Origin of the sequence: Agromyces luteolus, from assembly GCF_009729855.1 — a bacterium.
Taxonomy (GTDB): domain Bacteria; phylum Actinomycetota; class Actinomycetes; order Actinomycetales; family Microbacteriaceae; genus Agromyces; species Agromyces luteolus.
Genome location: NZ_WODA01000007.1, coordinates 99,040 through 121,504 on the forward strand (window position 1 = coordinate 99,040; position 22,465 = coordinate 121,504).

At 74.4% G+C, this 22,465-nt stretch carries 23 protein-coding genes; 16 read left to right on the forward strand and 7 right to left on the reverse strand.

Annotated elements, in window-relative coordinates; all coding sequences use genetic code 11:
- The first annotated feature begins 88 nt into the window (after positions 1–88).
- Both GLX25_RS19120 and GLX25_RS19325 read left to right on the forward strand, forming a co-directional pair.
- Positions 89–1,825 carry an NAD(P)/FAD-dependent oxidoreductase gene (locus GLX25_RS19120; RefSeq protein ID WP_155841266.1) on the forward strand — a complete coding sequence of 579 codons (1,737 nt, stop codon included), beginning with the start codon at positions 89–91 and terminating at the stop codon, positions 1,823–1,825.
- Entirely contained in the window at positions 1,822–3,222 is a 1,401-nt protein-coding gene (locus GLX25_RS19325; RefSeq protein ID WP_155841267.1) for an adenylate/guanylate cyclase domain-containing protein, read from the forward strand. The genes GLX25_RS19120 and GLX25_RS19325 overlap by 4 nt, the downstream gene beginning before the upstream one ends.
- Positions 3,223–3,273: 51 nt before the next feature.
- Here GLX25_RS19325 and GLX25_RS05290 read toward each other — a convergent pair whose 3' ends face one another.
- The gene (locus GLX25_RS05290; RefSeq protein ID WP_155841268.1) at positions 3,274–4,182 is read right to left on the reverse strand and encodes an HhH-GPD family protein; all 909 of its coding nucleotides are present in this window, start codon (positions 4,180–4,182) and stop codon (positions 3,274–3,276) included.
- Positions 4,183–4,244: 62 nt separating this feature from the next.
- Between GLX25_RS05290 and GLX25_RS05295 the strand changes: the two genes are divergently transcribed.
- Positions 4,245–4,913 (forward strand): nucleoside/nucleotide kinase family protein, encoded by a 669-nt coding sequence (locus GLX25_RS05295; protein ID WP_155841269.1) that lies wholly within the window; start codon positions 4,245–4,247, stop codon positions 4,911–4,913.
- Between the two features lie 13 nt (positions 4,914–4,926).
- Here the strand turns inward: GLX25_RS05295 and GLX25_RS05300 are convergent, their stop codons facing one another.
- Together GLX25_RS05300 and GLX25_RS05305 are read right to left on the reverse strand one after the other, a co-directional pair.
- Positions 4,927–5,994 carry a hypothetical protein gene (locus tag GLX25_RS05300; RefSeq protein ID WP_155841270.1) on the reverse strand — a complete coding sequence of 356 codons (1,068 nt, stop codon included), beginning with the start codon at positions 5,992–5,994 and terminating at the stop codon, positions 4,927–4,929.
- An 83-nt stretch (positions 5,995–6,077) separates the two neighbouring features.
- The gene (locus GLX25_RS05305; protein ID WP_166548469.1) at positions 6,078–7,085 is read right to left on the reverse strand and encodes a ketopantoate reductase family protein; all 1,008 of its coding nucleotides are present in this window, start codon (positions 7,083–7,085) and stop codon (positions 6,078–6,080) included.
- Positions 7,086–7,152: 67 nt separating this feature from the next.
- Between GLX25_RS05305 and truB the strand changes: the two genes are divergently transcribed.
- The 4 genes from truB to GLX25_RS05320 are packed head-to-tail and all read left to right on the forward strand — an operon-like array spanning position 7,153 to position 9,864.
- Positions 7,153–8,058, forward strand: coding sequence for a tRNA pseudouridine(55) synthase TruB (gene truB / locus GLX25_RS05310; protein WP_420837640.1), 906 nt, complete (start codon positions 7,153–7,155; stop codon positions 8,056–8,058).
- The gene (locus tag GLX25_RS05315; RefSeq protein WP_155841272.1) at positions 8,055–8,423 is read left to right on the forward strand and encodes a hypothetical protein; all 369 of its coding nucleotides are present in this window, start codon (positions 8,055–8,057) and stop codon (positions 8,421–8,423) included. Before truB ends, GLX25_RS05315 begins: the two co-directional genes overlap by 4 nt.
- A 26-nt stretch (positions 8,424–8,449) precedes the next feature.
- Positions 8,450–8,938 (forward strand): hypothetical protein, encoded by a 489-nt coding sequence (locus GLX25_RS18780; protein WP_166548470.1) that lies wholly within the window; start codon positions 8,450–8,452, stop codon positions 8,936–8,938.
- Positions 8,935–9,864 carry a bifunctional riboflavin kinase/FAD synthetase gene (locus GLX25_RS05320; RefSeq protein WP_166548471.1) on the forward strand — a complete coding sequence of 310 codons (930 nt, stop codon included), beginning with the start codon at positions 8,935–8,937 and terminating at the stop codon, positions 9,862–9,864. The genes GLX25_RS18780 and GLX25_RS05320 overlap by 4 nt, the downstream gene beginning before the upstream one ends.
- Positions 9,865–9,900: 36 nt before the next feature.
- Here GLX25_RS05320 and GLX25_RS05325 read toward each other — a convergent pair whose 3' ends face one another.
- Positions 9,901–10,581, reverse strand: coding sequence for a hypothetical protein (locus tag GLX25_RS05325; RefSeq protein ID WP_155841274.1), 681 nt, complete (start codon positions 10,579–10,581; stop codon positions 9,901–9,903).
- A gap of 22 nt (positions 10,582–10,603) precedes the next feature.
- On the opposite strand from GLX25_RS05325, the gene GLX25_RS05330 reads away from it, so the two are divergent.
- From GLX25_RS05330 to GLX25_RS05365, 8 genes are all read left to right on the forward strand, one after another.
- Positions 10,604–11,818 (forward strand): MFS transporter, encoded by a 1,215-nt coding sequence (locus tag GLX25_RS05330; RefSeq protein WP_166548472.1) that lies wholly within the window; start codon positions 10,604–10,606, stop codon positions 11,816–11,818.
- Positions 11,819–11,945: 127 nt separating this feature from the next.
- A complete protein-coding gene (locus GLX25_RS05335) occupies positions 11,946–12,890 on the forward strand; it encodes a sugar-binding transcriptional regulator (RefSeq protein WP_155841276.1) in 945 nt (314 codons plus the stop codon).
- A gap of 33 nt (positions 12,891–12,923) precedes the next feature.
- The gene (gene deoC / locus GLX25_RS05340) at positions 12,924–13,931 is read left to right on the forward strand and encodes a deoxyribose-phosphate aldolase (RefSeq protein WP_155841277.1); all 1,008 of its coding nucleotides are present in this window, start codon (positions 12,924–12,926) and stop codon (positions 13,929–13,931) included.
- Positions 13,932–13,950: 19 nt separating this feature from the next.
- Positions 13,951–15,516, forward strand: coding sequence for an aldehyde dehydrogenase family protein (locus GLX25_RS05345; RefSeq protein WP_155841278.1), 1,566 nt, complete (start codon positions 13,951–13,953; stop codon positions 15,514–15,516).
- Positions 15,513–16,373: an aldehyde dehydrogenase family protein gene (locus tag GLX25_RS05350; RefSeq protein WP_166548473.1), complete on the forward strand. Its 861-nt coding sequence runs from the start codon at positions 15,513–15,515 to the stop codon at positions 16,371–16,373. Before GLX25_RS05345 ends, GLX25_RS05350 begins: the two co-directional genes overlap by 4 nt.
- Before the next feature lie 10 nt (positions 16,374–16,383).
- Entirely contained in the window at positions 16,384–16,623 is a 240-nt protein-coding gene (locus GLX25_RS05355; protein WP_155841279.1) for a hypothetical protein, read from the forward strand.
- Positions 16,624–16,656: 33 nt separating this feature from the next.
- Positions 16,657–18,162, forward strand: a complete 1,506-nt coding sequence (locus tag GLX25_RS05360) for an SDR family oxidoreductase (protein WP_166548474.1) — start codon at positions 16,657–16,659, stop codon at positions 18,160–18,162.
- Positions 18,163–18,240: 78 nt separating this feature from the next.
- Entirely contained in the window at positions 18,241–19,188 is a 948-nt protein-coding gene (locus GLX25_RS05365; RefSeq protein ID WP_155841280.1) for a glycerophosphodiester phosphodiesterase, read from the forward strand.
- Between the two features lie 28 nt (positions 19,189–19,216).
- On the opposite strand, the gene GLX25_RS05370 is transcribed toward GLX25_RS05365, so the two are convergent.
- Positions 19,217–19,768, reverse strand: a complete 552-nt coding sequence (locus GLX25_RS05370; RefSeq protein ID WP_166548475.1) for an O-acetyl-ADP-ribose deacetylase — start codon at positions 19,766–19,768, stop codon at positions 19,217–19,219.
- Positions 19,769–19,775: 7 nt separating this feature from the next.
- Positions 19,776–20,054 carry a metal-sensitive transcriptional regulator gene (locus GLX25_RS05375; protein WP_129236061.1) on the reverse strand — a complete coding sequence of 93 codons (279 nt, stop codon included), beginning with the start codon at positions 20,052–20,054 and terminating at the stop codon, positions 19,776–19,778.
- A gap of 131 nt (positions 20,055–20,185) precedes the next feature.
- Here GLX25_RS05375 and GLX25_RS05380 point away from each other — a divergent pair, with 131 nt between their 5' ends.
- On the forward strand, positions 20,186–22,144 hold the full coding sequence (locus tag GLX25_RS05380) for a DUF2207 family protein (RefSeq protein WP_155841281.1): 1,959 nt from the start codon (positions 20,186–20,188) through the stop codon (positions 22,142–22,144).
- Between the two features lie 10 nt (positions 22,145–22,154).
- Here GLX25_RS05380 and GLX25_RS05385 read toward each other — a convergent pair whose 3' ends face one another.
- Positions 22,155–22,367: a hypothetical protein gene (locus tag GLX25_RS05385; RefSeq protein ID WP_155841282.1), complete on the reverse strand. Its 213-nt coding sequence runs from the start codon at positions 22,365–22,367 to the stop codon at positions 22,155–22,157.
- Between the last annotated feature and the right edge of the window lie 98 nt (positions 22,368–22,465).

A 22,465-nucleotide genomic window follows, 5' to 3' on the forward strand; every position in this document is an offset into this window, starting at 1 on the left:
ACTCGCCCGGCGGTACACTGCGGGCGTCGCCGGCGACCGGGCATCGACCCCGGAGCACGCTCGTGGCGTCCCGGCGGGAGGAGAGCGCATGAGCGCAGCACGACCGGTCATCCTCGTGGTCGCACGGGATCCCGGCGCGCGCACCTCCGTGGTCACCGAGCTCGAGCGCCGTTACCGCGTCGACTACGAGGTCGTTCCGACCCACGACGAGCACGAGGCCGCCGCGCGCATCGACGCCCTCGCCGACGAGGGCGGCCTGCTGGCGCTGGTCCTCGCCGACCGCGCGGGCGACCTCGACGGGCGGTCCGTCTTCGCGCACGCCCGACGCCGGTTCCCCGACGTCCGCCGCGGCCGGCTCATCGAGTGGGGCCAGTGGGGCGACGCGGCCGTGCGCGAGGAGATCCTCTCGCTGATGGCGGCCGCCGAGCTGGAGTACTACGTCATCCGGCCGTGGCACTCGCCCGACGAGTACTTCCACCGCACCATCACCGAGTTCCTGCTCGAGTGGGAGCGGTCGATCGGCCTGCGGCCGCGGGAGGTGGCCGTGATCGGCCGTGCGGGGGCGCCGCGCACGCACGAGCTGCGGAGCCTGCTCGCCCGCGGCGGCATTCCGCACGAATGGCTGGAGCCGGCCTCGGATGCCGCGCGCGAGCGGCTCGCGGCGGTCGGCATCGAGGACGAGGTGCCCGACGTGCCCCTCGTGCTGCTCATCGACGGGAGCGTGCTGCGCGACCCGGGCAACGCCGAGCTCGCGGCCGCCTACGGGCTCACCACGACCCTCGACGGGGAGGCCGACGTGGTCGTGGTCGGAGCCGGGCCCGGCGGGCTGGCCGCGGCGGTCTACGCGGCCTCCGAGGGGCTCGACGTCCTCGTCGTCGAGCGCGAGTCGATCGGCGGCCAGGCGGGCTCGAGCTCGCTCATCCGGAACTACCTGGGCTTCTCGCGGGGCATCTCGGGATCGGAGCTCGCGCAGCGGGCCTACCAGCAGGCGTGGGTGTTCGGCGCGCGCTTCGCGCACGCGCGCGAAGCGGTCGGGATCGAGCGCGACGGCGACGGGTTCCGGGTGCGCGTCGCCCCCGAGGACTGCATCCGCTGCTCGTCGATCGTGCTCGCGACCGGGGTCTCGTACCGCCGCCTCGAGGTCGACGAGCTGAAGCCGTACGAGGGCGCCGGGGTCTTCTACGGGGCCTCGGCGATCGAGGCGCAGGGCATGGCGGGACGCCACGTCACGATCATCGGCGGCGGCAACTCGGCAGGCCAGGCCGCGCTCCACCTGGCGCGGTACGCGGCATCCGTCACGGTGCTCGTGCGCGGCACGGGACTCGCCGCCAGCATGTCGCAATACCTCATCGACCAGCTCGACGCGCAGGGCGTCGCCGTGCGCACGCGCGCCGAGGTCGTCGGCGGTGGCGGCGACGGCATGCTCGAGCGCATCCGCGTGCGCGACCGCGACACGGGCGAGGAGCGCGACGAGGAATGCGGCGGCCTCTTCGTGCTGATCGGCGCGGCGCCGCGCACCGAGTGGTTGCCGCCGGAGATCCTGCGCGACCGCTGGGGGTACGTGCTCACGGGACCCGAGGTCGTCGCCGAGGGCGAGCGCGCGAACTGGCCGCTCGAGCGCGAGCCGTTCCCGCACGAGACGAGCGTGCCGGGCGTGTTCGCCGTGGGCGACGCGCGCCGCGGCGCGGTCAAGCGGGTGGCGTCGGCGGTCGGCGAGGGGTCGGTCGTCGTGTCGTCGGTCCACCGCCGCATCGCCGAGGTCGAGACGGGCGCCGTCGAACCGCCTGCGGCGGCGGCGCCGATCGCGGAGGCGTCCGGGACGTGAGCCCGCTCGCGCCCGGCACGGGACCGACGGCACCGCCGCCGACCGCCGGGCGCCTCGCATGGACGATCGTGATCCTCGCGATCCCGCTCGCGGGACTCGCCCTCCTCATCGCCCGGCCCGCGCTCGACCTCGAATGGGAGCACCAGCCGGCGCACTTCTGGCTCGTGCTCGCGGCCGGTGCGATCAACGCGGCCCTCGCCTGGGCCGTCGCCGCGGCGGCGCGGCTGCGCCACGACGCGCGGCTCGTGCTGGTCTCGCTCTCGTTCCTGGCCGCCGCCGGGTTCCTCGCCCTGCATGCGCTCGCGACGCCCGGCGTGCTCCTCGCGGGGAGCAACACGGGGTTCGCGCTCGCGACGCCCGTCGGCCTCACCGTCGCCGCGGCGTTCGCGGCCTGGTCGAGCGCCGACCTCGACGGGGCGCACGGGGCGCGGGTGCTTCGCCTCGCGCCGTGGCTCGTGGCCGCGCTCGTCGCCGCGATGCTGCTCTGGGCGCTCGCGTCGCTGCTCGAGGCCGGCCCGCTCGCCGCACCGCCGCCCGAGCGGATGACGACCCCGTTCGTCGTGCTCGCGGTCGTCGGCCTCGCCTGCTACGCCGTCGCGGTCGTCAGGTACCTCAGGATCCCGCGGCACGCCGCCTCGCCGCTGCCGCTCGCGTTCGCCGCCGCGTTCACCCTCCTCGCCGAGGCCGAGATCGCGGTCGTCTTCGGCCGCAACTGGCACCTGTCGTGGTGGGAGTGGCACGTGCTCATGCTCGCCGCCTTCGTCGTGATCGTGGTCGCCGCGCAGCGCTCGTGGCGCGAGGAGCGCTGGGCGGGCCTCTACACGCGGGACACCGCCGCGGGCGAGCGCGACGTGTCGGTGCTCTTCGCCGACCTGGCCGGCTTCACGAGCTTCTCGGAGGCGCACGACCCGGCCGAGGTCGGCGCGACGCTCAACGCGTACTTCACCGACGTGATCCCGCCGCTCGTCGAACGGTTCGGCGGGCGCGTGGACCGCCTGATCGGGGACGCGGTCATGGTCGTGTTCGAGGACGCCGGGACCGGGTCCTCGCACGCCCGGCGTGCCGCGGGCGCGGCCCTCGCGCTCCAGCAGGCGGCCGACGCGGTGCAGTCCGAGCATCCGAACTGGCCGCGGTTCCGCGTCGGCGTCAACTCGGGCGTCGCCAACGTCGGCGTCCTCGGCACGGGTGGCGGGCGCACGTACACCGTGATCGGGGACGCCGTGAACGTCGCCTCCCGGCTGGAGGGGTCGGCCCCGGTCGGCGGGGTCGCGATCGGCGCGGAGACCGCACGGCGGCTCGGCGGCGCTGCGGTCCTGCGTCCCCTCGGCGCGCTCGAGGTGAAGGGCCGCCGGGCGCCGGTCGAGGCGTTCCAGCTCATGGGGCTCGGCGAGGGGTGACGGCGTCGACTCGCACGGCGTCGTCCGTGCCCGCCGCGGTCGCGGGCGCGGTCACGCCTCCGGCAGCGCGAGGCCGCCCTCGACCCGCACCGCGAGGCCGTCGGCCACGAGTCCGTCGACGGCACGCGCGAGCCGACCCGGCTCGGCGACCACGTCGGCGAGTTCGCGAGGGGCCACCGGGCGGTGCGCGGCGCGGAGCTCGCGCATGACGAGCCCGCGTGCCTCGCGGTCGCTGCCCTCGAACCGGGCCTGCCGTGCGCGACGCGGGCCGTCGTACTCGGGGTACCCGGCGGCGCGCCAGGCGCAGTGCGTCGCGATCGGGCAGTCGTCGCAGCGAGGCGACCGGGCGGTGCACACCGTGGCGCCGAGTTCCATGGCGCCGGCGTTGAACGCCCGCGCCGCGGCCGCGTCGTCCGGCAGGAGCGACGACATCGCGTCGAGGTCGCGCGCCGTCGCCGGCGGGCCCGCCTCGGCGACGCCGCCCACGGCGCGGGCGATGACGCGCCGCGTGTTCGTGTCGACGACGGGGTGCCGCTCGCCGAAGGCGAAGGCGGCGATCGCGCGCGCCGTGTACGGTCCGACGCCCTGCAGCGCGAGGAGCGCGTCGAGGTCGCGGGGCACGGCGCCGCCGTGACGTTCGACGATCTCGGTGGCCGCGCGGTGCAGCCACAGCGCGCGACGCGGATACCCGAGCCGGTCCCACATCCGCACCGCCTCCGAGGGCGGGGCGGCGGCGAGGTCCGCGGGCGTCGGCCAGCGCCGCATCCACTCCTCCCAGCGCGGCTGCACGCGCGCGACCTGGGTCTGCTGCAGCATGAACTCGCTGACGAGCACGGCCCAGGGCGAGACGTCGGCGGCCCGCCACGGCAGGGGGCGGGCCGCTCCGGCGAACCAGCGGTTCACGGCCTCGGCGATCGAGCGCGAGGGCGCGGGGTCCGCGTGCGTCGCGAGGGTCGGCATCCGTCCAGCGTACGGCGGCCGGTCGGTCGACGCGGCGGAGCCGGGCGACGTACGCTCGGATCATGCGCCTGGTCACCACGCCCCGGGTGGCGTTCCTCCGCGAGGTCGCCGACGAGTTCCTCGCCCGCACGGGTCGCGGGCGGGTCATCGTCGCGATCGACGGGCCGCTCCGGAGCGGCAAGACCGCGCTCGCGGACGACCTCGCCGACGTGCTGCGCGAGCGCGATCGCGCGGTGTTCCGGGCGAGCGTCGAGGACTTCCACCGCTCGCGCGAGGCGCAGGCCGAGTACGGGCCGGACACGCCCGAGCGGTACTGGCGCTACGGGATCGACGAGTCGCTGCTGCAGCGCACGCTCATCGAGCCGTTCCGGATGGCCGGTTCGACGGCGTTCGTCACGCGCGGCTTCGACCTCGCGCGCGACTCGTGGGTCGAGCCGAAGTGGCGCACCGGCCCCGCCGACGCGATCCTCGTGCTCGACGGGCGGTTCCTGCTGCGCGAGCGCCTCCGCGACGAGTGGGACGTCGACCTCGCGGTCGACGGGGCGCCGACGGATGCCGCGGACCGCATCGCCTACGCATCGAGCGATCCGCGAGCGGTGGCCTCGATCGTGATCGACCTCGCCGACCCGGCGCATCCGCGCCGCGGTGCCGCGGGCGGAGCCGGCGACGAGGACGGCCCGGCGGACGAGGCGTGGGCCGACGCCGGCGGCGCAGGAGCCGACTCCGATTGACCGGTGGCGCCGGTCAGTCCGCCGTCGATGGGGGCGGTGCGGATGCCTCGGCGCTCTCCGACACGGACGGCGACTCGCCGGCCGAGGACGCTGACCGATCGGGGTGGTCGGTCGACGCTCGGCTCCGCCGCACGACGAGCCGGCCGACGAGCCCGATCGCGGCGACCGCGACCGCCACGACGAGCGGCGGAACGACGATCTCGGGCAGCGTCGACGCCGACCGGAACACGCCCACGGCGTAGTCGATCATCTCGTCGGGGCGACGCGCCAGCACCCGGCTCCCGGCGGCGCTCGAGACCGCGGTGATGAGCGCCGGTCCGATCCAGAGCAACGCGAGCGCGACGACGGCAGCGATGACGCGCCCGACGGTGCCGATCCCGCCCCAGGCGATGGCGGCGCCGACGAGCACCGCGGGCAGCCACCGCAGAACGAACAGCACGGGTTCGGCGGTCGGCCCGGCGAGCGCCGGGTCGGGCAGGAGCAGCCCGCCGAGCCACGACGACGACAGCACCGCGGCGACGGCGAGCCCGATGACGGCGCCCGCCCGCGGCGCCGACGCGACGAGGAGCATCACGGCCACGCCGATGAGGTTCGCGAGCACTGCGACGGCCACGAGCGCCGCGAGGTACAGGTCGGACTCGAACCGGTCCTCGAGGCCCTCGCTGACGACCACGGCGGTGTGCACGATCGCCGAGACCTGCACCGACAGCAGTCCGATCAGCGTCCACGCGACGCCGGAGCGGCGGCGGAGCCGCCTCGTCGCGCGCGCGGCGATGCCCGCGATCGCGGCGCCGACGATGAGCAGCGCGGCGATGAGCGAGAGGTGGTACTGGCTGAAGGGCAGGAGCACGAGCGGGTACTCCTCGGGCGGCGCATCCGTCGCCCAGAGGTTCTGCAGCGGCAGCCGCATCCCCCCGACGAGCCAGGGGAGCAGGCCCACGGCCGCGGCCGCGGCGCCGATGAGCAGGCACAGCCACCAGCGGAGCGGACGGGACCGGCTGACGGCCTCGTCGCCGGCATCCGGCTCGGGGGTCTCCGCTCCGGTCTCGCGGGGGCGGGCGGCGGTGTCGTCGGGTTCCACGTCGGCTCGCTTCGTCGGTCGCTCCGGCCGGTCGTTCCGGTCGGATGCAGGGGAACCCTAGCCGCGACGAGGGCCGCTTCCGCTCAGTCCGCGCCGACCGCGTCGAGGACCGCGACGACCCGCTCGGCCGGCAGCGGCGCGCCCGACTGCTCCACCTCGTGCACGAGCGCCGTGAGCGCGCGGTTCACGGGCGCGTCGATCCCGGCCGCCTGCGCCTCGCGGACGACCGCCCCGTTCAGGAAGTCCACCTCGGTCGGCTGCCCGCGGCGCAGGCTCTGCTGGGTCGAACCGAGGTTCGGCACCGAGCCCATGCGCACGCGCATCGACCACGGCAGCACCTGCGCGAGCCCGAGCGGGAGCCGGGCGAACGCGCGCAGGCGCCGGTCGCCGAGCCCCTGCAGCGACCCGAAGCGGATGCCGCGGGCGACGCCCACGCGCACGCACTCGCGCATCGACGCGGCGACCACGCGCCGGAGCGCCCGGTCGTCGACGACCTCCTGCACGCTCCGGCCCACGATCGCGGGGACCGCGTTCAGCATGTTGACGACGAGCTTCGTCCACTGCGCGCCCCGGAAGTTCGACACCGCGACGATCGGCACGGCCCCGGAGAGCAGCGCCGCGACCCGCCGCACCTCGTCGTCGGGGGCGCCGTCGCCCCGGCCGAGGTAGCTCGCCGCGGTCGTCGTCACCCGGACCGCGCCGGGTTCGGTGTAGTTCGCGGCGATGATCGAGAGCATGCCCATGCACGACGAGCGGGGCAGGAGGCGCTCCGCCGTCGCGACGCCGTCGAGGCCGTTCTGCACGACGACCACCGGCACCCCGTCGATCGCCGCGCCGTTCGCGGTGATCGCCGCCGCGGCATCCTGCGCCTTCGTGCAGACGAGCACGAGCTCGGGCCGCTCGGTGAGGCGCTCGCCCGCCGCCGGGCGCACGTGGGCCTCGCCGTACCCGCCCGAGAGCCGGATGCCGCCCTCGCGGATCGCCTCGAGGCCCGCACCGCGAGCCGTCACCTCCACGTCGTGCCCCGCGCGCGCGAGCAGCGCGGCGAACGTGCCGCCGAGCGCGCCCGCGCCGATGATGCCGATCCTCACCGGTCCAGCGTAGGGCGGGCGGGCCGGCGAGCGGGCCGGGGTGGTGGGCGCTGTTAGCCTGTACGGCGTGAACAGCGGCATCCTCCTCGTCGACAAGCCGCAGGGGATGACCAGCCATGACGTCGTCGCCCGCGTGCGGCGCCTCGCCGGCACCCGCAAGGTCGGGCACGCGGGCACGCTCGACCCGATGGCCACGGGGCTGCTCCTCCTCGGCATCGAGACCTCGACGAGGCTCCTCCACCACCTCGTCGGCCTCGACAAGGAGTACCTCGCGACCGTGCGCCTGGGCTGGGCGACGACGACCGACGACGCCGAGGGCGAGGCCCTGCCCGCGGCATCCGCCGACGCCGTCCGGGCGATCTCGCGCGACGCCGTCGACGCCGGGATGACCGAGCTCACCGGCACGATCGACCAGGTGCCGAGCGCCGTCAGCGCCGTCAAGGTCGACGGCAGGCGCGCCTACCAGCGGGTTCGCGACGGCGAAGCGGTGGAGCTCGCGGCGCGCACCGTGACCGTGTCGGCGTTCGAGCTCCTCGAGGTGCGCGAGGGCGACGGACGGCTCGACCTCGACGTGCGCGTCGAGTGCTCGTCCGGCACCTACGTGCGCGCGCTCGCGCGCGACCTCGGTGCCGCGCTCGGCGTCGGCGGTCACCTCACCGCGCTCCGGCGCACGCGCATCGGCCGCTTCGACGTCGCCGAGGCGGGTGCGCTCGATGGCATCGACGTCGACGCCGCGCGCCTCTCCCCGGCCGAGGCCGCCCGACGCGTGCTCCCGGCGGTCGAGGTCGGCGCCGACGCCGTGCGCGACCTCCGGCACGGCAAGCGCATCGACGCGCCGGACGAGGCTCGGGAGCTCGCGGGCGGCGCGCCGATCGCCGTCATCGGCCCCGGCGACGTGCTCGTCGCGATCGCGGAGCGCCGCGGCCCCCAGCTCAAGGTCGTCACCGGGTTCCCCGCCGAGGACGGCGCATGATCGAGTGGTTCGCGTACGCCCAGGTCGCCGTCGCGGTCGTCGCGGGGCTCCTGTGCATCGTGCTCGGCCTCGCGGGTCGCGTGCCGAACGACCTCGTGCTCGGCTCGCTCGCGCTCGTCGAGCTGCTGCTCGTCGGCCAGGTCGTCGTCGCGCTCGTCGCGCCCGCCGTCGGGAATCCGCCGACCGGGAGCCTGCTCGAGTTCTGGGTCTACCTCGTCAGCGCCGTGCTGCTGCCGCCCGCGGCGGCGCTCTGGGCGCTCATCGACCGCGGTCGCTGGGCGACCGTCGTCTGCGGCGTCGCGGCGCTCGCCGTGGCCGTCATGGTCTACCGCATGCTCCAGATCTGGACGGTGCAGCAGGCGTGAGGCTCGGTCTGGGAGAATCGAACGACATGAACGAGACATCCACCGCCCCTGCCGGCGCTCGTCGCCGCGGGCGGCTCAGCGGCATCGGCCGCGTGCTCGTCGCCGTCTACGGCGTGCTCGCGCTCGCGGCGACGGGGCGTTCGCTGGTCCAGATCGTCGAGAGGTTCGACGAGGCGCCGCTCGCGTACTCGCTCTCCGCGGTCGCCGCGGTCGTCTACGTCCTCGCGACGGTCGCGCTCGTGATGCCCGGGCGGGCCTGGTACCGCATCGCGTGGGCGACGATCGTCTTCGAGTTCACGGGCGTGATCGTGGTGGGCCTGCTCAGCGTGCTGCGCCCCGACCTCTTCCCGCACGACACCGTGTGGTCGTGGTTCGGTCGCGGGTACCTGTTCGTCCCGCTCGTGCTGCCGCCGCTCGGCATGTGGTGGCTCGCGCGCCATCCGGTGCAGGATGCCGCGGCCGACGCCCGCGGCGCGGCCGCGCGCACGTCCGTCGACGCCGAGGGGCGCGCGTGAGGACGTTCGCGGGGATCGAGTCCGTCCCCGCCCACTACGGCCCGTCCGCCGTGACGATCGGCAAGTTCGACGGCGTCCACCAGGGGCATCGCGCCGTGATCGCGAAGCTGCGCGAGATCGCGGAGTCGCGGCACCTCGAGGCCGTCGCGATCACGTTCGATCGCCACCCGGCCGCCTTCCACGCGCCCGACCGGTGCCCGCCGCAGCTCGTGAGCACGCGCCAGAAGCTCGAGCTGCTCGCGACCACCGGCCTCGACGCGACGGTGCTGCTGCACTACGACGGCGCGCTCGCGGCCAACTCGGCCGACGCGTTCGTGCGCCGCTTCCTCGTCGAGGCGCTCGACGCGAGGGTGCTGCTCGTCGGGCACGACTTCCGGTACGGCGCCGGCAACGAGGGCGATGTCGCGATGCTCCGCCGGCAGGGCGCGGAGCACGGGTTCGAGGTCGTGGTCGTCGAGGACGTCGTGCCCGAGGGCGGCCGACGAGTGTCGTCGACGTGGATCCGCGAACTCCTCGAGGCGGGCGACGTGGAGCACGCCGCCGAGCTGCTCGGCCACGTGCCGACGGTCAGCGGCATCGTCGTGCACGGCTTCAAGCGCGGTCGCGAGCTCGGGTACCCGACGGCGAACCTCGCGCTCGACTCCGAGGGGTTCATCCCCGGCGACGGCGTCTACGCGGGCTGGCTGATCGACGGCGGGGTCCGCTACCCGGCCGCCATCTCGGTCGGCGACAACCCGACCTTCGAGGGCGTGCCGAAGAAGCAGGTCGAGGCGTACGTGCTCGACCGCGACCTCGACCTGTACGACCACGTGGTCGGCGTCGAGTTCGCCCATCGCATCCGCGGCATGGAGAAGTTCGACGGCATCGACGCGCTGATCGTGCAGATGGGGCGCGACGTGGACCGGGCGCGCGAGCTCATCGGCTGAGGCCGACGGCGTCCGCGGGCGGGCGCAGGCGGACGGTCAGGACCTCGGCGCCGGTGTCCCGTCGTCGTCCGACGGGGGGTGCGGGGCGACGGTGCCGATGCCGGTCAGGAACCGGAGCAGCCCGTGCGCGGTGTCGACCAGCGGACTGCCGTGGCCGAACTCCCACCCGGCATCCGTCGCCCGGAGCGTGTGTCCCGCGATCACGGCGCGGATCTCGGTCGGGGCGGCCGCGGCCCTGCGGAGCGCGACGGCCCCGGACGCCCGAGCGGAGAGCGGCACGACCGCGCCCGCGGCGCCGCCGATGAGGAGCGCGGCGACCACGACGTCGTCGAGCTCGACCACCCCCGTCGCGCGCTCCCGCCCGAGGATGTGCGCGGCGCGGGCGTCGAACGCGTCGGCGGCGGCCGACGGGCCGTCGAGCCGCGGGAGCTCGTCGAGTCGGCGCGCCTCGCCGCCCCTGACGAGTCGCCCGGCCGCGTCGATCGCCCGGCGGGTGCGGGTCCGGTCGAATCCGTCCGCGAGCTCGGCGGCGACCTCGGCGACGTGCCAGCCGGGACGCTCGGTCGATGCACTCCAGAGCCCGTCGCCGCCGGCGCGGACCAAGGTGGCGAGCGCTCGCAGCACCTCGGCGGTCTCGGCGCGCCGGTCGGCGGTCACGCCGGACTCGTCGACGTCGGGGCGCCGGCTGAGCGGCAGATAGCGCGAGAGGTCGGCCACGCGACCAGCCTAGACTCGGCTGGTGAGTCCCGAGTCGACCAGGCCGCTCTGGCACGGTCGCACCCTCGCGCTCCTCGGGATCCTCCTCGTCGCGTTCAACCTGCGCACCGCGGTCGCATCGCTCTCGCCGATCCTCGACCTCGTCGGGCGCGACATCCCGGTCTCGACGGCGCTCGTCGGCATCCTGGGCATGCTCCCGCCGCTCTGCTACGCGGTGTTCGGGATCGCGACGCCCGTGCTCACGCGTCGTGCGGGCCTCGAGCCCGTGCTGGTCGGCGCGCTCGTCGCGCTCGTCGTCGGCAGCGCCGCACGCGGGCTCGTGGGCTCGGCGTGGTGGCTCTTCGCCGCGAGCGCACTGACGTTCGCCGCGGTCGGGGTCGGCAACGTCCTGCTGCCGCCGCTCGTCAAGCGGTACTTCCCGGATCGCATCGGGCTCGTGACCGCGCTCTACGTCACCGCGCTGTCGGTGAGCACGTTCGTCCCGCCGCTCGTCGCGGTCCCGGTGTCCGAGGCGGCGGGGTGGCGCGCCTCGCTCGAGCTCTGGGCGGCCGTGGCGCTCGCAGCGCTCGTCCCGTGGGTCGCGCTGCTCGTCCACCCGCGCCGCGCAGTTCCGCAGGACCTGCCCGAGGAGGCCGAGCCCGGGCTGCTCCGCCGCGCGTTCCGGTCGCCGCTGGCGTGGGCGCTCGCCACGGTCTTCTCGGTCGCGGGCTTCAACGCCTACGCCGTCTTCGCCTGGCTGCCGTCGATGCTCGCGGACACCGCGGGGACCGGTGCGGCCGCCGCCGGCGTCCTGCTCGCGCTCTACGCCGCGATGGGCCTGCCGGTCTCGCTCGTCGTTCCGGCGCTCGCCACGCGGCCCGGGAGGGTGCGGGCGATGGTCGCGGTCGCGGGTGCGACGATCGCGGCCGGCTGGGCGGGCCTGCTCGTCGCCCCCGGGGGCCCCACGTGGCTCTGGGTCGCGCTGGCGGGCATCGGGCCGCTGCTCTTCCCGCTCTCGCTCGTGCTGGTCAACCTGCGGACGCGCACGCATGCCGGCTCGGTCGCGCTCAGCGGCTTCGTGCAGTCCGTCGGCTACGTGGTGGTCGCGCTCGGGCCCATCGCCGTCGGCCTCCTGCACGAGGCGACGGGGTCGTGGACCCCGCCGATGGTGCTGCTCCTCGCGACGTCGGTTCCCGCGCTCGTGGCCGGGCTGGTCGTCGCCCGCGCCGGCTTCCTCGAAGACGAACCCGCGCGCTGAACGGGTCGGCCGAACCGTGCGTGCGGGCGCAGGAACCGCCCGCCGCCTGCTCATATGAGCAGACTTGCACGCGAGTGTTGCCGATGCGCGATCGCCTGCCTACGCTGGAGAAGGCGGAAGGAGACGAATGGACGAGACCGACGAACTCCTCTCGATCCGCGCGGCCGAGCTCTACTACGAGGAGAACAAGACGCAGGACGAGATCGGCCAGGCGCTGCGACTCACCCGATGGAAGGTGGGGCGGCTGCTCGCGCAGGCCAAGCAGCAGGGCTTCATCCGCATCGAGATCCTGCACCCGCGCGCCAGGCGACTGCCCATCGAGCGGCGGCTGCGCGAGGAACGCGGGCTCGAGGACGCGATCGTCGTCTCGTCGGCCGGCGTCTCCTCGCCCGACGAACTGCAGGCTCGCACCGCCCAGGCCGCGGCCGACTACCTCACGGCGCTCCGGCCCGTGCCCCGCACGCTCGGCGTGAGCTGGGGCCGCACGCTCTTCGAGATCTCCCAGCACCTCCGCAACGGCTGGGCGACCGGCGTCAACGTCGTCCAGATCAACGGGGGCGTGAGCCTCAACCGCCGCGCCGGCACCGCCGCGGCGACCGCGGTCGCCATCGCCCAGAAGGGCGGCGGCAGCGCCACCCTGCTCCCCAGTCCCGCGATCCTCGAGCACCTCGCGACGAAGGAGGCGATCGAGTCCGACCGCGTCGTCGCGGGCGTGATCGAACTGGCCAGGTCCGCCGACGCGTACCTGTTCAGCGCGGGTCCCGCCGACCACACCTCGGTCCACATCGAGAGCGGCTACCTCACCGAGGCCGACGTCGACCTGCTCGTCCAGAAGGGCGCCGTGGGCGATGTCGTCGGCCGCTACATCGACTCCGAGGGCAACATCGTCGACCCCGCGCTCGATGCGCGGACCGTCGGCCTGACGCTCGACGACGTCCGCGACGGACGTCTCCGGATCGCCGTGATCGCGGGGCGCAGCAAGCACGCCGTCGCCGACGCGGTCGTGCGATCCGGCCTCTGCTCCGTCCTCGTCACCGACGAGGCCACGGCGCTCCACCTCCTCGACGGCTGATCCGGCCGAACCACGAAAGACAGGTCACCCACCATGTCCGGCACCTCCCTCGTCACCGCGCGCGAGCGCGCGCTCGCCGTGCTCGGCGGCGAGCCCGACGACGCCACGCTCCGCAGGTACCTCCACGGCATCGCGGGCGTCGACGCCGTCGGGCTCGAGCAGCGCGCAGCCGGCCTCGGCACGCGCTCCATCAAGACGTCCTCCAAGAAGTGGGCGCTCGACCGCATCATCTCGCTCATCGACCTCACGACCCTCGAGGGCGCCGACACTCCGGGCAAGGTGCGCTCGCTCGTCGCCAAGGCGATGAACCCCGACCCGGCGGATGCCACGACCCCCCGCGTCGCGGCCGTCTGCGTCTACGGCGACATGGTCCCGTACGCGGTCGACGCCCTGGGCCCGGTGCACGGCGACCCCGACGACGGCCTCATCTCGGTCGCCGCGGTGGCGACCGCGTTCCCCTCCGGTCGCTCCTCGCTCGAGATCAAGCTCGCCGACACCGCCGAGGCCGTCGCGAACGGCGCCGACGAGATCGACATGGTCATCGACCGCGGCGCCTTCCTCGCGGGCCGCTACGGCCTGGTCTTCGACCAGATCGCCGCCGTGAAGGAGGCGTGCCGTCGCCCCGACGGCACGAGCGCGAGCCTCAAGGTGATCCTCGAGACCGGCGAACTCGTCACCTACGACAACGTCCGCCGGGCGTCCTGGCTCTCGATCCTCGCCGGCGGCGACTTCATCAAGACCTCGACCGGCAAGGTCCAGCCCGCGGCGACGCTGCCCGTCACGCTCCTCATGCTCGAGGTCGTGCGGGACTGGCACCTGATGACCGGTCAGCGCATCGGCGTGAAGCCCGCGGGCGGCATCCGCGCCTCGAAGGACGCCATCAAGTACCTCGTGACGGTCGCCGAGACCGTCGGCGAGGAGTGGCTCCAGCCGCACCTGTTCCGGTTCGGCGCCTCCAGCCTGCTGAACGACGTGCTGCTGCAGCGCCAGAAGATGGCGACCGGCCACTACTCCGGCCCCGACTACGTGACGATCGACTAGGACGAGAGCACCGCACATCATGAGCTTTCTCGAATACGCACCCGCCCCCGAGTCGCGGGCGATCCTCTCGCTCCGCGACAGCTACGGCCTCTTCATCGACGGCGAGTTCGTCGACGGCCGCGGCACCCCGTTCCAGTCGATCTCGCCGGCCAGCGAGGAGAAGATCGCGACGATCGCGAACGCGAACCAGGCCGACGTCGACGACGCCGTCGCCGCCGCCCGGCGCGCCCACGACCGCGTCTGGTCGCGCATGTCGGGCCGCGACCGCGGCAAGTACCTCTTCCGCATCGCCCGCCTCATCCAGGAGCGCGCCCGCGAGCTCGCCGTCGCCGAGTCGCTCGACAACGGCAAGCCGATCAAGGAGTCGCGCGACGTCGACGTGCCGCTCGTCGCGGCCTGGTTCTTCTACTACGCGGGCTGGGCCGACAAGCTCGACTACGCCGGCCTCGGCGCGAACCCGAAGGCGCTCGGCGTCGCCGCGCAGGTGATCCCGTGGAACTTCCCGCTGCTGATGCTCGCGTGGAAGATCGCCCCCGCGCTCGCCGCGGGCAACACGGTCGTGCTGAAGCCGGCCGAGACCACCCCGCTCACGGCGCTCCTGTTCGCCGAGATCGTGCAGCAGGCCGACCTTCCGCCCGGCGTGGTGAACATCATCACGGGCGCGGGCGACACCGGTGCGGCCCTCGTCGGCCACGACGACGTCGACAAGGTCGCCTTCACGGGCTCGACCGCCGTCGGCCGGGCGATCGCGAAGCAGGTCGCGGGCACGCACAAGAAGGTCACGCTCGAGCTCGGCGGCAAGGCCGCGAACATCGTGTTCGACGACGCGCCCATCGACCAGGCGATCGAGGGCATCGTCAACGGCATCTTCTTCAACCAGGGCCACGTGTGCTGCGCGGGCAGCCGCCTGCTCGTGCAGGAGTCGATCCACGACGAGGTCGTCGAGCGGCTGAAGACCCGCCTCTCGACGCTCCGCCTCGGCGACCCGCTCGACAAGAACACCGACATCGGCGCGATCAACTCGCGCGAGCAGCTCGATCGCATCCGGGAGCTCTCCGACGCTGGCGTCGCCGAGGGCGCCGACCGCTGGAGCGCGCCGTGCGAGATCCCCGAGAACGGCTTCTGGTACGCGCCGACGATCTTCACGAACGTGCAGACCTCCAACCGCATCGCGCGAGAGGAGATCTTCGGGCCGGTGCTCTCGGTGCTCACCTTCCGCACGCCGCAGGAGGCCATCGCGAAGGCGAACAACACGCCGTACGGCCTCTCGGCGGGCATCTGGACCGACAAGGGCAGCCGCATCCTCGCGGTCGCCGACCAGCTGCGCGCCGGCGTGGTCTGGGCCAACACGTTCAACCGCTTCGACCCGTCGAGCCCCTTCGGCGGCTACAAGGAGTCCGGGTACGGCCGGGAGGGCGGCCGGCACGGGCTCGGCGCGTACCTCTCGCCCGCGTCGGTCACCTCGGCCGGTCGCGGCACGCCCCGCGCCGTCGAGGCCGCGGCATCCGCGGCATCCGCCGACGAGAAGCCGGCCCGCCGCACGCGCCGACCTGCCCGCCCCGCGAAGAAGGGAGCCGCGAAGTGAGCCGCCTCGCCGTGCCCAAGACCTACAAGCTGTTCATCGGCGGCGCGTTCCCGCGCAGCGAGTCCGGTCGCACCTACGAGGTGCGCGCGGCCGACGGCGGGTTCCTCGCCAACGCCGCGAAGGCGTCGCGCAAGGACGCCCGCGACGCCGTCGTGGCCGCGCGCGGCGCGGTCGCCGGGTGGGCCGGCGCCACCGCGTACAACCGCGGGCAGGTGCTGTACCGGATCGCCGAGCTCCTCGAGGGCCGTCGCGCCCAGTTCGTCGCCGAGATCGAGGAGGCGGAGGGCCTGACGCGCGCCCAGGCCGGCGCGCAGGTCGACGAGGCCGTCGACCGCTGGGTCTGGTACGCCGGCTGGGCCGACAAGTTCGCCCAGGCCGCCGGCAACGCGAATCCGGTGGCGGGGCCCTACTTCAACATCTCCGTGCCCGAGCCGACCGGCGTCGTCGCCATCGTCGCACCGCAGGACTCCTCGCTCGTCGGGTTCGTCTCCGCGGTGGCCCCGGCGCTCGTGGCCGGCAACGCGGTGGTCGTGGTCGCGAGCGAGCGCTTCCCGCTCTCGGCGATCAGCCTCGCCGAGGTGCTCGCGACGAGCGACGTGCCGAAGGGCGTCGTCAACGTGCTCACGGGGTCGCCCGCCGAGATCGCGCCGTGGCTCGCGAGCCACGCCGACGTCAACGCGCTCGACCTGGTCGGCGCGGGCGAGCTCGACTGGGTCGACCTCGAGATCGCGGCGGCCGACACGCTGAAGCGGGTGCTGCGCCCCGAGCCGGGCCCGGATGCCGCGGCGCCCGCGCTCGACCGGATCGCCGCGTTCACCGAGACGAAGACGGTCTGGCACACGAAGAGCCTGCGGTAGGCGGCCGCGCATGTCCGGACGCGAGGGGGCTTCCGACGAACGCGGCCGGCTGGTCGCCGATCCGTTCGACTACCGGGTGACCGGGCACGGCGCGGTGATCGTGCTGCGCGGCGGCCGTGCGGTGATGACCGTGGGCGGGCGCTCGGCCGCGAAGCTCGTGGCGGCGCTGCAACGTGCGGACGATTCACAGGCGCAGCACCTCCTCGCCCGGGCGAGCGGGAACTATCGTCGGGGGAACGAGCACGGCTGACGCCGTGCGACGCCTGGCGAGGGGAGGACCGCCGTGCGGGTCCTGGTGACGGGGGCGACCGGCTACATCGGCGGTCGCCTCGTGCCGCGGCTCGTCGAGGCGGGACACGACGTCCGCGTCATCGTGCGCAGGCCCGAGCGGCTCCGCGACGTGCCGTGGGCCGGCGACGTCGAGGTCGTCCCCGGCGACCTGACGGATGCCGCGGCCGTCGATCGCGCGATGCGCGACGTCGAGGTCGTGTACTACCTCGTGCACTCGATGGGCGGACGCGGGGACTTCGAGGACCTGGAGCTCTCGATCGCGCGCAACGTCGCCGAGGGCGCCGCGCGCGGCGGCGCGCGACGGATCGTCTACCTGGGCGGGCTGCATCCGGCGTCGGGCCGCCTCTCGCGGCACCTCCGTTCGCGCGTGCGCGTGGGCGAGATCCTGCTCGCGTCCGGCGTGCCGACGATCGTCCTCCAGGCGGGCGTCGTGATCGGGTCGGGCTCGACGTCGTTCGAGATGATCCGGCACCTGACCGAGGTGCTGCCGTACATGCCCGCGCCCCGCTGGGTGCGCAACTTCATCCAGCCGATCGCCGTGCGCGACGTGCTGCACTACCTGATCCGCGCGGCCGAGGTCCCGCCCGAGGTGAATCGCGCGTTCGACATCGGCGGGCCCGACGTGTTCCGCTACGGCCAGCTCATGAACGGCTACGCCGTGGAGGCCGGACTCCACCAGCGTCCGATCGCCGCGCTCCCGGTCCTCACGCCGTGGCTGGCCGGGCAGTGGGTGAACCTCGTCACGCCGATCCCGCGGAGGATCGCGGTGCCGATCATCGAGTCGCTCCAGTTCGACTGCGTGACGCGGGAGCACGACATCGACCGGGTCATCCCGCCGCCGGACGAGGGACTGACGCCCTACCGTCGCGCGGTCCGGCTCGCCCTCGAGCGCGAGCAGGCGGGCGAGGTCGAGACGAGCTGGCGCAACGCCGAGGTCGAGGGGGCGCCGAGCGATCCGCTGCCGAGCGACCCGGACTGGGCCGGGCACACCGTGTACACCGACCATCGGGAGCGGCGCTCGAGCGCGCCCGTCGAGGCGCTGTGGGCGGTCATCGAGGGCGTCGGCGGCGAGAACGGCTGGTACTCGTTCCCGCTCGCGTGGGCCGTCCGGGGCTGGATCGACAAGCTCTTCGGCGGCGTCGGACTCCGCCGCGGCCGGCGCGACCCTGACATGCTCCACCCCGGTGACGCGGTCGACTTCTGGCGCGTCGAGCGCATCGAGCGTCCGCGCTTCCTGCGCCTCCGGGCCGAGATGCGCGTGCCCGGGCGGGCCTGGCTCGAGCTGTCGGCCGAACCGGATGGCGCGGGCTCGCGCTACCGCCAGCGCGCCGTGTACTTCCCGAAGGGGCTCGCCGGGCGGCTCTACTGGTGGGCGGTCTTCCCGTTCCACGGGATCGTGTTCGCGGGCATGGCGAACCGCATCACGGCGGAGGCGGAGGCCGCGCCCGCGTCGGCATCGCGGCCCCTGGGCCGTGACGCGACGGAGCCGGAAAAGTAACGAATCGGTAACGGCCTTTGCTAGGGTGGCCTGCACGGTCCCGCGCAAGGAGGCGCGGGTCGTGGAAAGGCCCCCTCCGTGCGTCCCACCCGAGACGCGGTCGACCCAGCGACCGCGACCCCCGCTCGACCCGATGCCCGCACCCTCGCCCGTCCGCCCCGCCCGCTCGTCCGCGTCCCGCTCGCGGTGGCGGGCATGGTCGCGATCGCCGCCGCGCTGTGGGGCGTCTCGACGCCGGCGGACGTCTACGCGATCGACGTGTTCGGCGCGCTCCGCCAGCCCGGCGACGCCGCCGCGATCATCGGCCACCGCGGCGACCGATCCCAGGCGCCCGAGAACACGATGCCCGCACTGGAGCTCGCGATGGACGGACTCGCCTACGTCGAGACCGACGTGCGACTCACCCGCGACGGCGTGCCGGTGCTCTTCCACGACACCGACCTCGAGCGGATCGCCGGGCGCGACGCCCGGGTCGAGGACCTCGACCTGGAACGGCTCGAGCGCATCGACGCCGGCGCCTGGTACTCGTCCGAGTGGGCGGGCGAGCGCATCCCCACCCTCGAGGCGTTCCTGGTGGCGCTCGCGGAGCGCGAGGACGCGCGCGCGCTCGTCGAACTCAAGGCCGACTGGACCCCGGGCGAGGTCCGGACCGTGCTCGACCTCGTCGAACGGCACGGGCTCCGCGGCCGGGTCGTCCTGCAGAGCTTCAGCATCGAGACCCTGCAGTCCATCCAGCGCGTCTCGCCGACCACCCCGCGGATCATGCTGATCCGGGAACTCCCGGCCGACCCGGTGCCCCTCGCCGAGCAGCTCGGCCTCATCGGGTTCGGCACGACCGCGGCATCCGTCACCGCGGCGCCCGAGGCCATCGACGCCGCGCACGAGGCCGGCATCGCCGTGCTCTGCTACACCCTCAACAGCCAGGATCGCTGGCAGGAGGTCAGCGCGCTCGGCGTCGACGGGATCATCACCGACCAGCCGAGCGACCTCGACGCGTGGATCGCCTCGACCGCGCCGGGCACGTGACCCGCCGCGTCCGCATCGCCGACGGCCGTCAGCGGAGCACGACCACGTCGGCGCCGAGGCGCGCTGCGGCCTCCGCGAACGTCGCGTGCATGCGCTCGGAGAACAGGACGAAGCGCACGAGGCCCGGCGCGGCGGCCGCGGCCGTGGCGGTGGCGACGGCGACCTCGGCCGCGTCGTGCGCCGGCCATCCGTAGACGCCCGCCGACACGGCGGGGAGGGCGACGGATGCCGCGCCGAGCTCGGCCGCGAGCGCGAGCGAGTTGCGGTACGCGTCCTCGAGGAGCGCCCGTCGGCGCACCGCCTCGGGGCCCTCGCCCGGCCACACCGGCCCGACGGTGTGCACGACCCAGCGGGCGGCGAGCCGCCCGCCGGTCGTCGCCACCGCCCGGCCCGTCGGCAGGCCGTCGGGCAGCGTCGTCGCCCGCAGCCGCCGGCACTCGGCGAGGATCTCCGGGCCGCCCGCCCGGTGGATGGCGCCGTCGACCCCGCCGCCGCCGAGCAGCGACGAGTTGGCCGCGTTCACGATCGCGTCGACGCGCTCGAGCGTGAGGTCGCCCGTGACCAGCTCGATGCGCGTCACGGGGCGATCAGCCCCGGTTGTTCGAGAGCTCGAAGATGCGCACCAGCTCGGCGACGGCCTCCTCGCGCTGGTCGCCGCCCTGCTCGTACATGTGCGAGACGTGGGTGCGCAGGTGGTTCTCGACGAGGAGCTTGTTGAGCGACCCGAGGGACTTCTGGACCGCGAGCGACAGCGTGATGATGTCGATGCAGTAGTCGTCGTTCTCGATCATCTTCTCGATGCCCCTGAGCTGGCCCTCGATGATCTTCGTGCGGTGCAGCGCCCGCTTCTTGATGTCCTCGATCACCCCGTCAGGATACGCCCGGCCGCCATACCCTGCGCCGTATCCGCCCGGCGGCGTCGCGGCCGGGCCGTGCCGACCTCGTCGGGGTGCGGGGACGGATGACGCGGAGGCGCCCCGTTCGCTAGCGTGTGCGCATGACGACCCCGCGTCCGACCGGTCGGCGACCGCTCCTCGTCGCAGCGAGCGCACTGGCGGCGCTCGTGCTGGGAATCGGCCCTGCGGCGTCCGCGGCCGCGGTCGCGGACTCGCCGATGCGGTCGATCGCCGAACCGGTCGCTGCGATCCGCGCCGACGTCGACGACTTCGTGTTCGCGAGCTTCGACGCCGTGTACGAGCTCGGCCGCGACGACGGCGGCCGATCCACGCTCCGGACGACCGAGACGCTGGTCGCCGTCTTCCCCGAGATCGACCAGAACCGCGGCATCCGTCGCGCCATCCCGCGCAACTACGACGGGCATCCGACCGACGTCCGCGTCCGGTCGGTGTTCGACGAGGACGGCGCGTCGCGTTCCTTCGAGACCGAGCGGAGCGAGGACGGGGAGTTCGAGCTCGTCACGATCGCCGCCGACGACTTCGTCCACGGCGAGCAGACCTACGTGATCACCTACGACCAGCGCAACGTCACGTTCGACCCCGACGACCTCGACCTGCAGGAGTTCTACTGGGACGTCAACGGCACCGGCTGGCGCCAGCCGTTCGGCGTCGTCCGGGCCGAGGTGCGCCTGGAGCCCGACCTGGTCGAGGCGTTCACGGGCGACGTGGCGTGCTACAGCGGCTACGAGGGCTCCGGCACGCCGTGCGCGAGCCTCGAGGTGCAGCCCGACGGCGAGCCCGTGGTGCTCGCGCGGGCCGAGGCGCTCGGCCCGTACCAGAACCTGACCGTCGCGCTCGGCTTCCGGCCGGGCACGTTCGAGCCGCGCGACGAGCGGTTCACGTCGTCTCCGGCGGCCATGACCTCGCTCGTGGGCGCGCTCGCGGCCGTCGCGGTCGCGATCACCGCGGGCGTCATGCGCGCCACGCGCTGGCGCGACCACCCCGGCCGGGGCCTGATCATCGCCGAGTACGAGCCGCCCGAGCGGCTCACGCTCATGGAGGCGGCCGACCTCGTCAAGGCGGCGTCGAAGGGCATCACGGCGACGCTCCTCGCCGAGGCCGTCGATCGCCGCGTCCGGGTCATCGAGTCCGGCTCGCGCAAGTACTCGGTCCAGCTCGCGGCGCCCATCGAGGGCGCCGACCGCGACGCGACCGCCGTCCTCCGGGCCCTCTTCGGGCCGATGGCGCCGATCGGGTCGCGACGCGACCTGAGGTCGCGGGATGCCGCGCTCGGCACGAAGCTCGCCCGGCTGCGGACCTCGGTGCACTCCCGGGTCGAGCGGGAGGGACTGCGGCGCAAGCCCGATCGCGGCCTGCGCGGGCTGCTGTCGCTGCTCGCGATCGGGGCCGCGGTGCTCGCCGCCATCTTCGGGTTCATCGCCCTCGACGAGCGCATGGGCGGCGGATGGCCGTGGCTCACGATGCTCGTCGCCGGCGCCGCGGTGTTCGTCACCTTCGGCCTCGTCGGCGTCGTACGACCGCTCACGGAGCGCGGCCGCGCGCTGCGCGACCACCTCGAGGGCCTCCGGGAGTACATCCGGCTCGCCGAGGCAGATCGCCTCCGCGTGCTCCAGTCGCCGACCGGAGCGGAGCGGACGCCGATGCCGGCGCTCGACATCCCGCCGCCTGCGCCCGGCACGATCCCGACCGGCCGGCCGGCGCCGATCGGGAGCCGGCCGATCCGGGCGGACGGGACCCCGGACCCCGAGGCCGTGCTGCGCCTGAACGAGCGGCTCCTGCCGTACTCGGTGCTCTTCGGGATGGAGCGCGAGTGGAGCCAGGTGCTCGCCGCGCTGTACGCCCAGCAGGGCCGCGAGCCCGACTGGTACTCGGGTCGGAGCGGCTTCCACGCCGGGTACTTCGCCGCGAGCGTGAGTTCCTTCAGCAGCGTGTCCAGCACGAACTGGTCGGGATCCTCCTCGAACTCGTCGTCGGGCGGCTCGAGCGGCGGCGGGTCGTCCGGTGGAGGCGGCGGCGGCGGGGGCGGCGGCGGCGTCTGACCCCGCCCGCTCAGACCTCGTCGGCGGCGGGAGCGCGCTCGTCCGGCAGCACCACGCGGCGCTCGGCGTCGATGCCGACCACGTCGTCGTCGGAGTCCTCGCCGGTCGGACGCTCGTCCTCGTCCTCGTCGGGTGCGGGCTCGGGCGGGAGCTCGCCGTCCTGCGCGACCTGGAACTCGTGATCGTCGGCGATGCCTCCGCCGACCCCCGTCGACTCGTCCATGGCACGAGCGTAGCCCCAGCGCGCGGCCCTCCGACAGGGCCGAGGTCCCGGCACGCCGGGCGCACCCCATCGCTCGCATTCGCGCCGATCGCGCCACG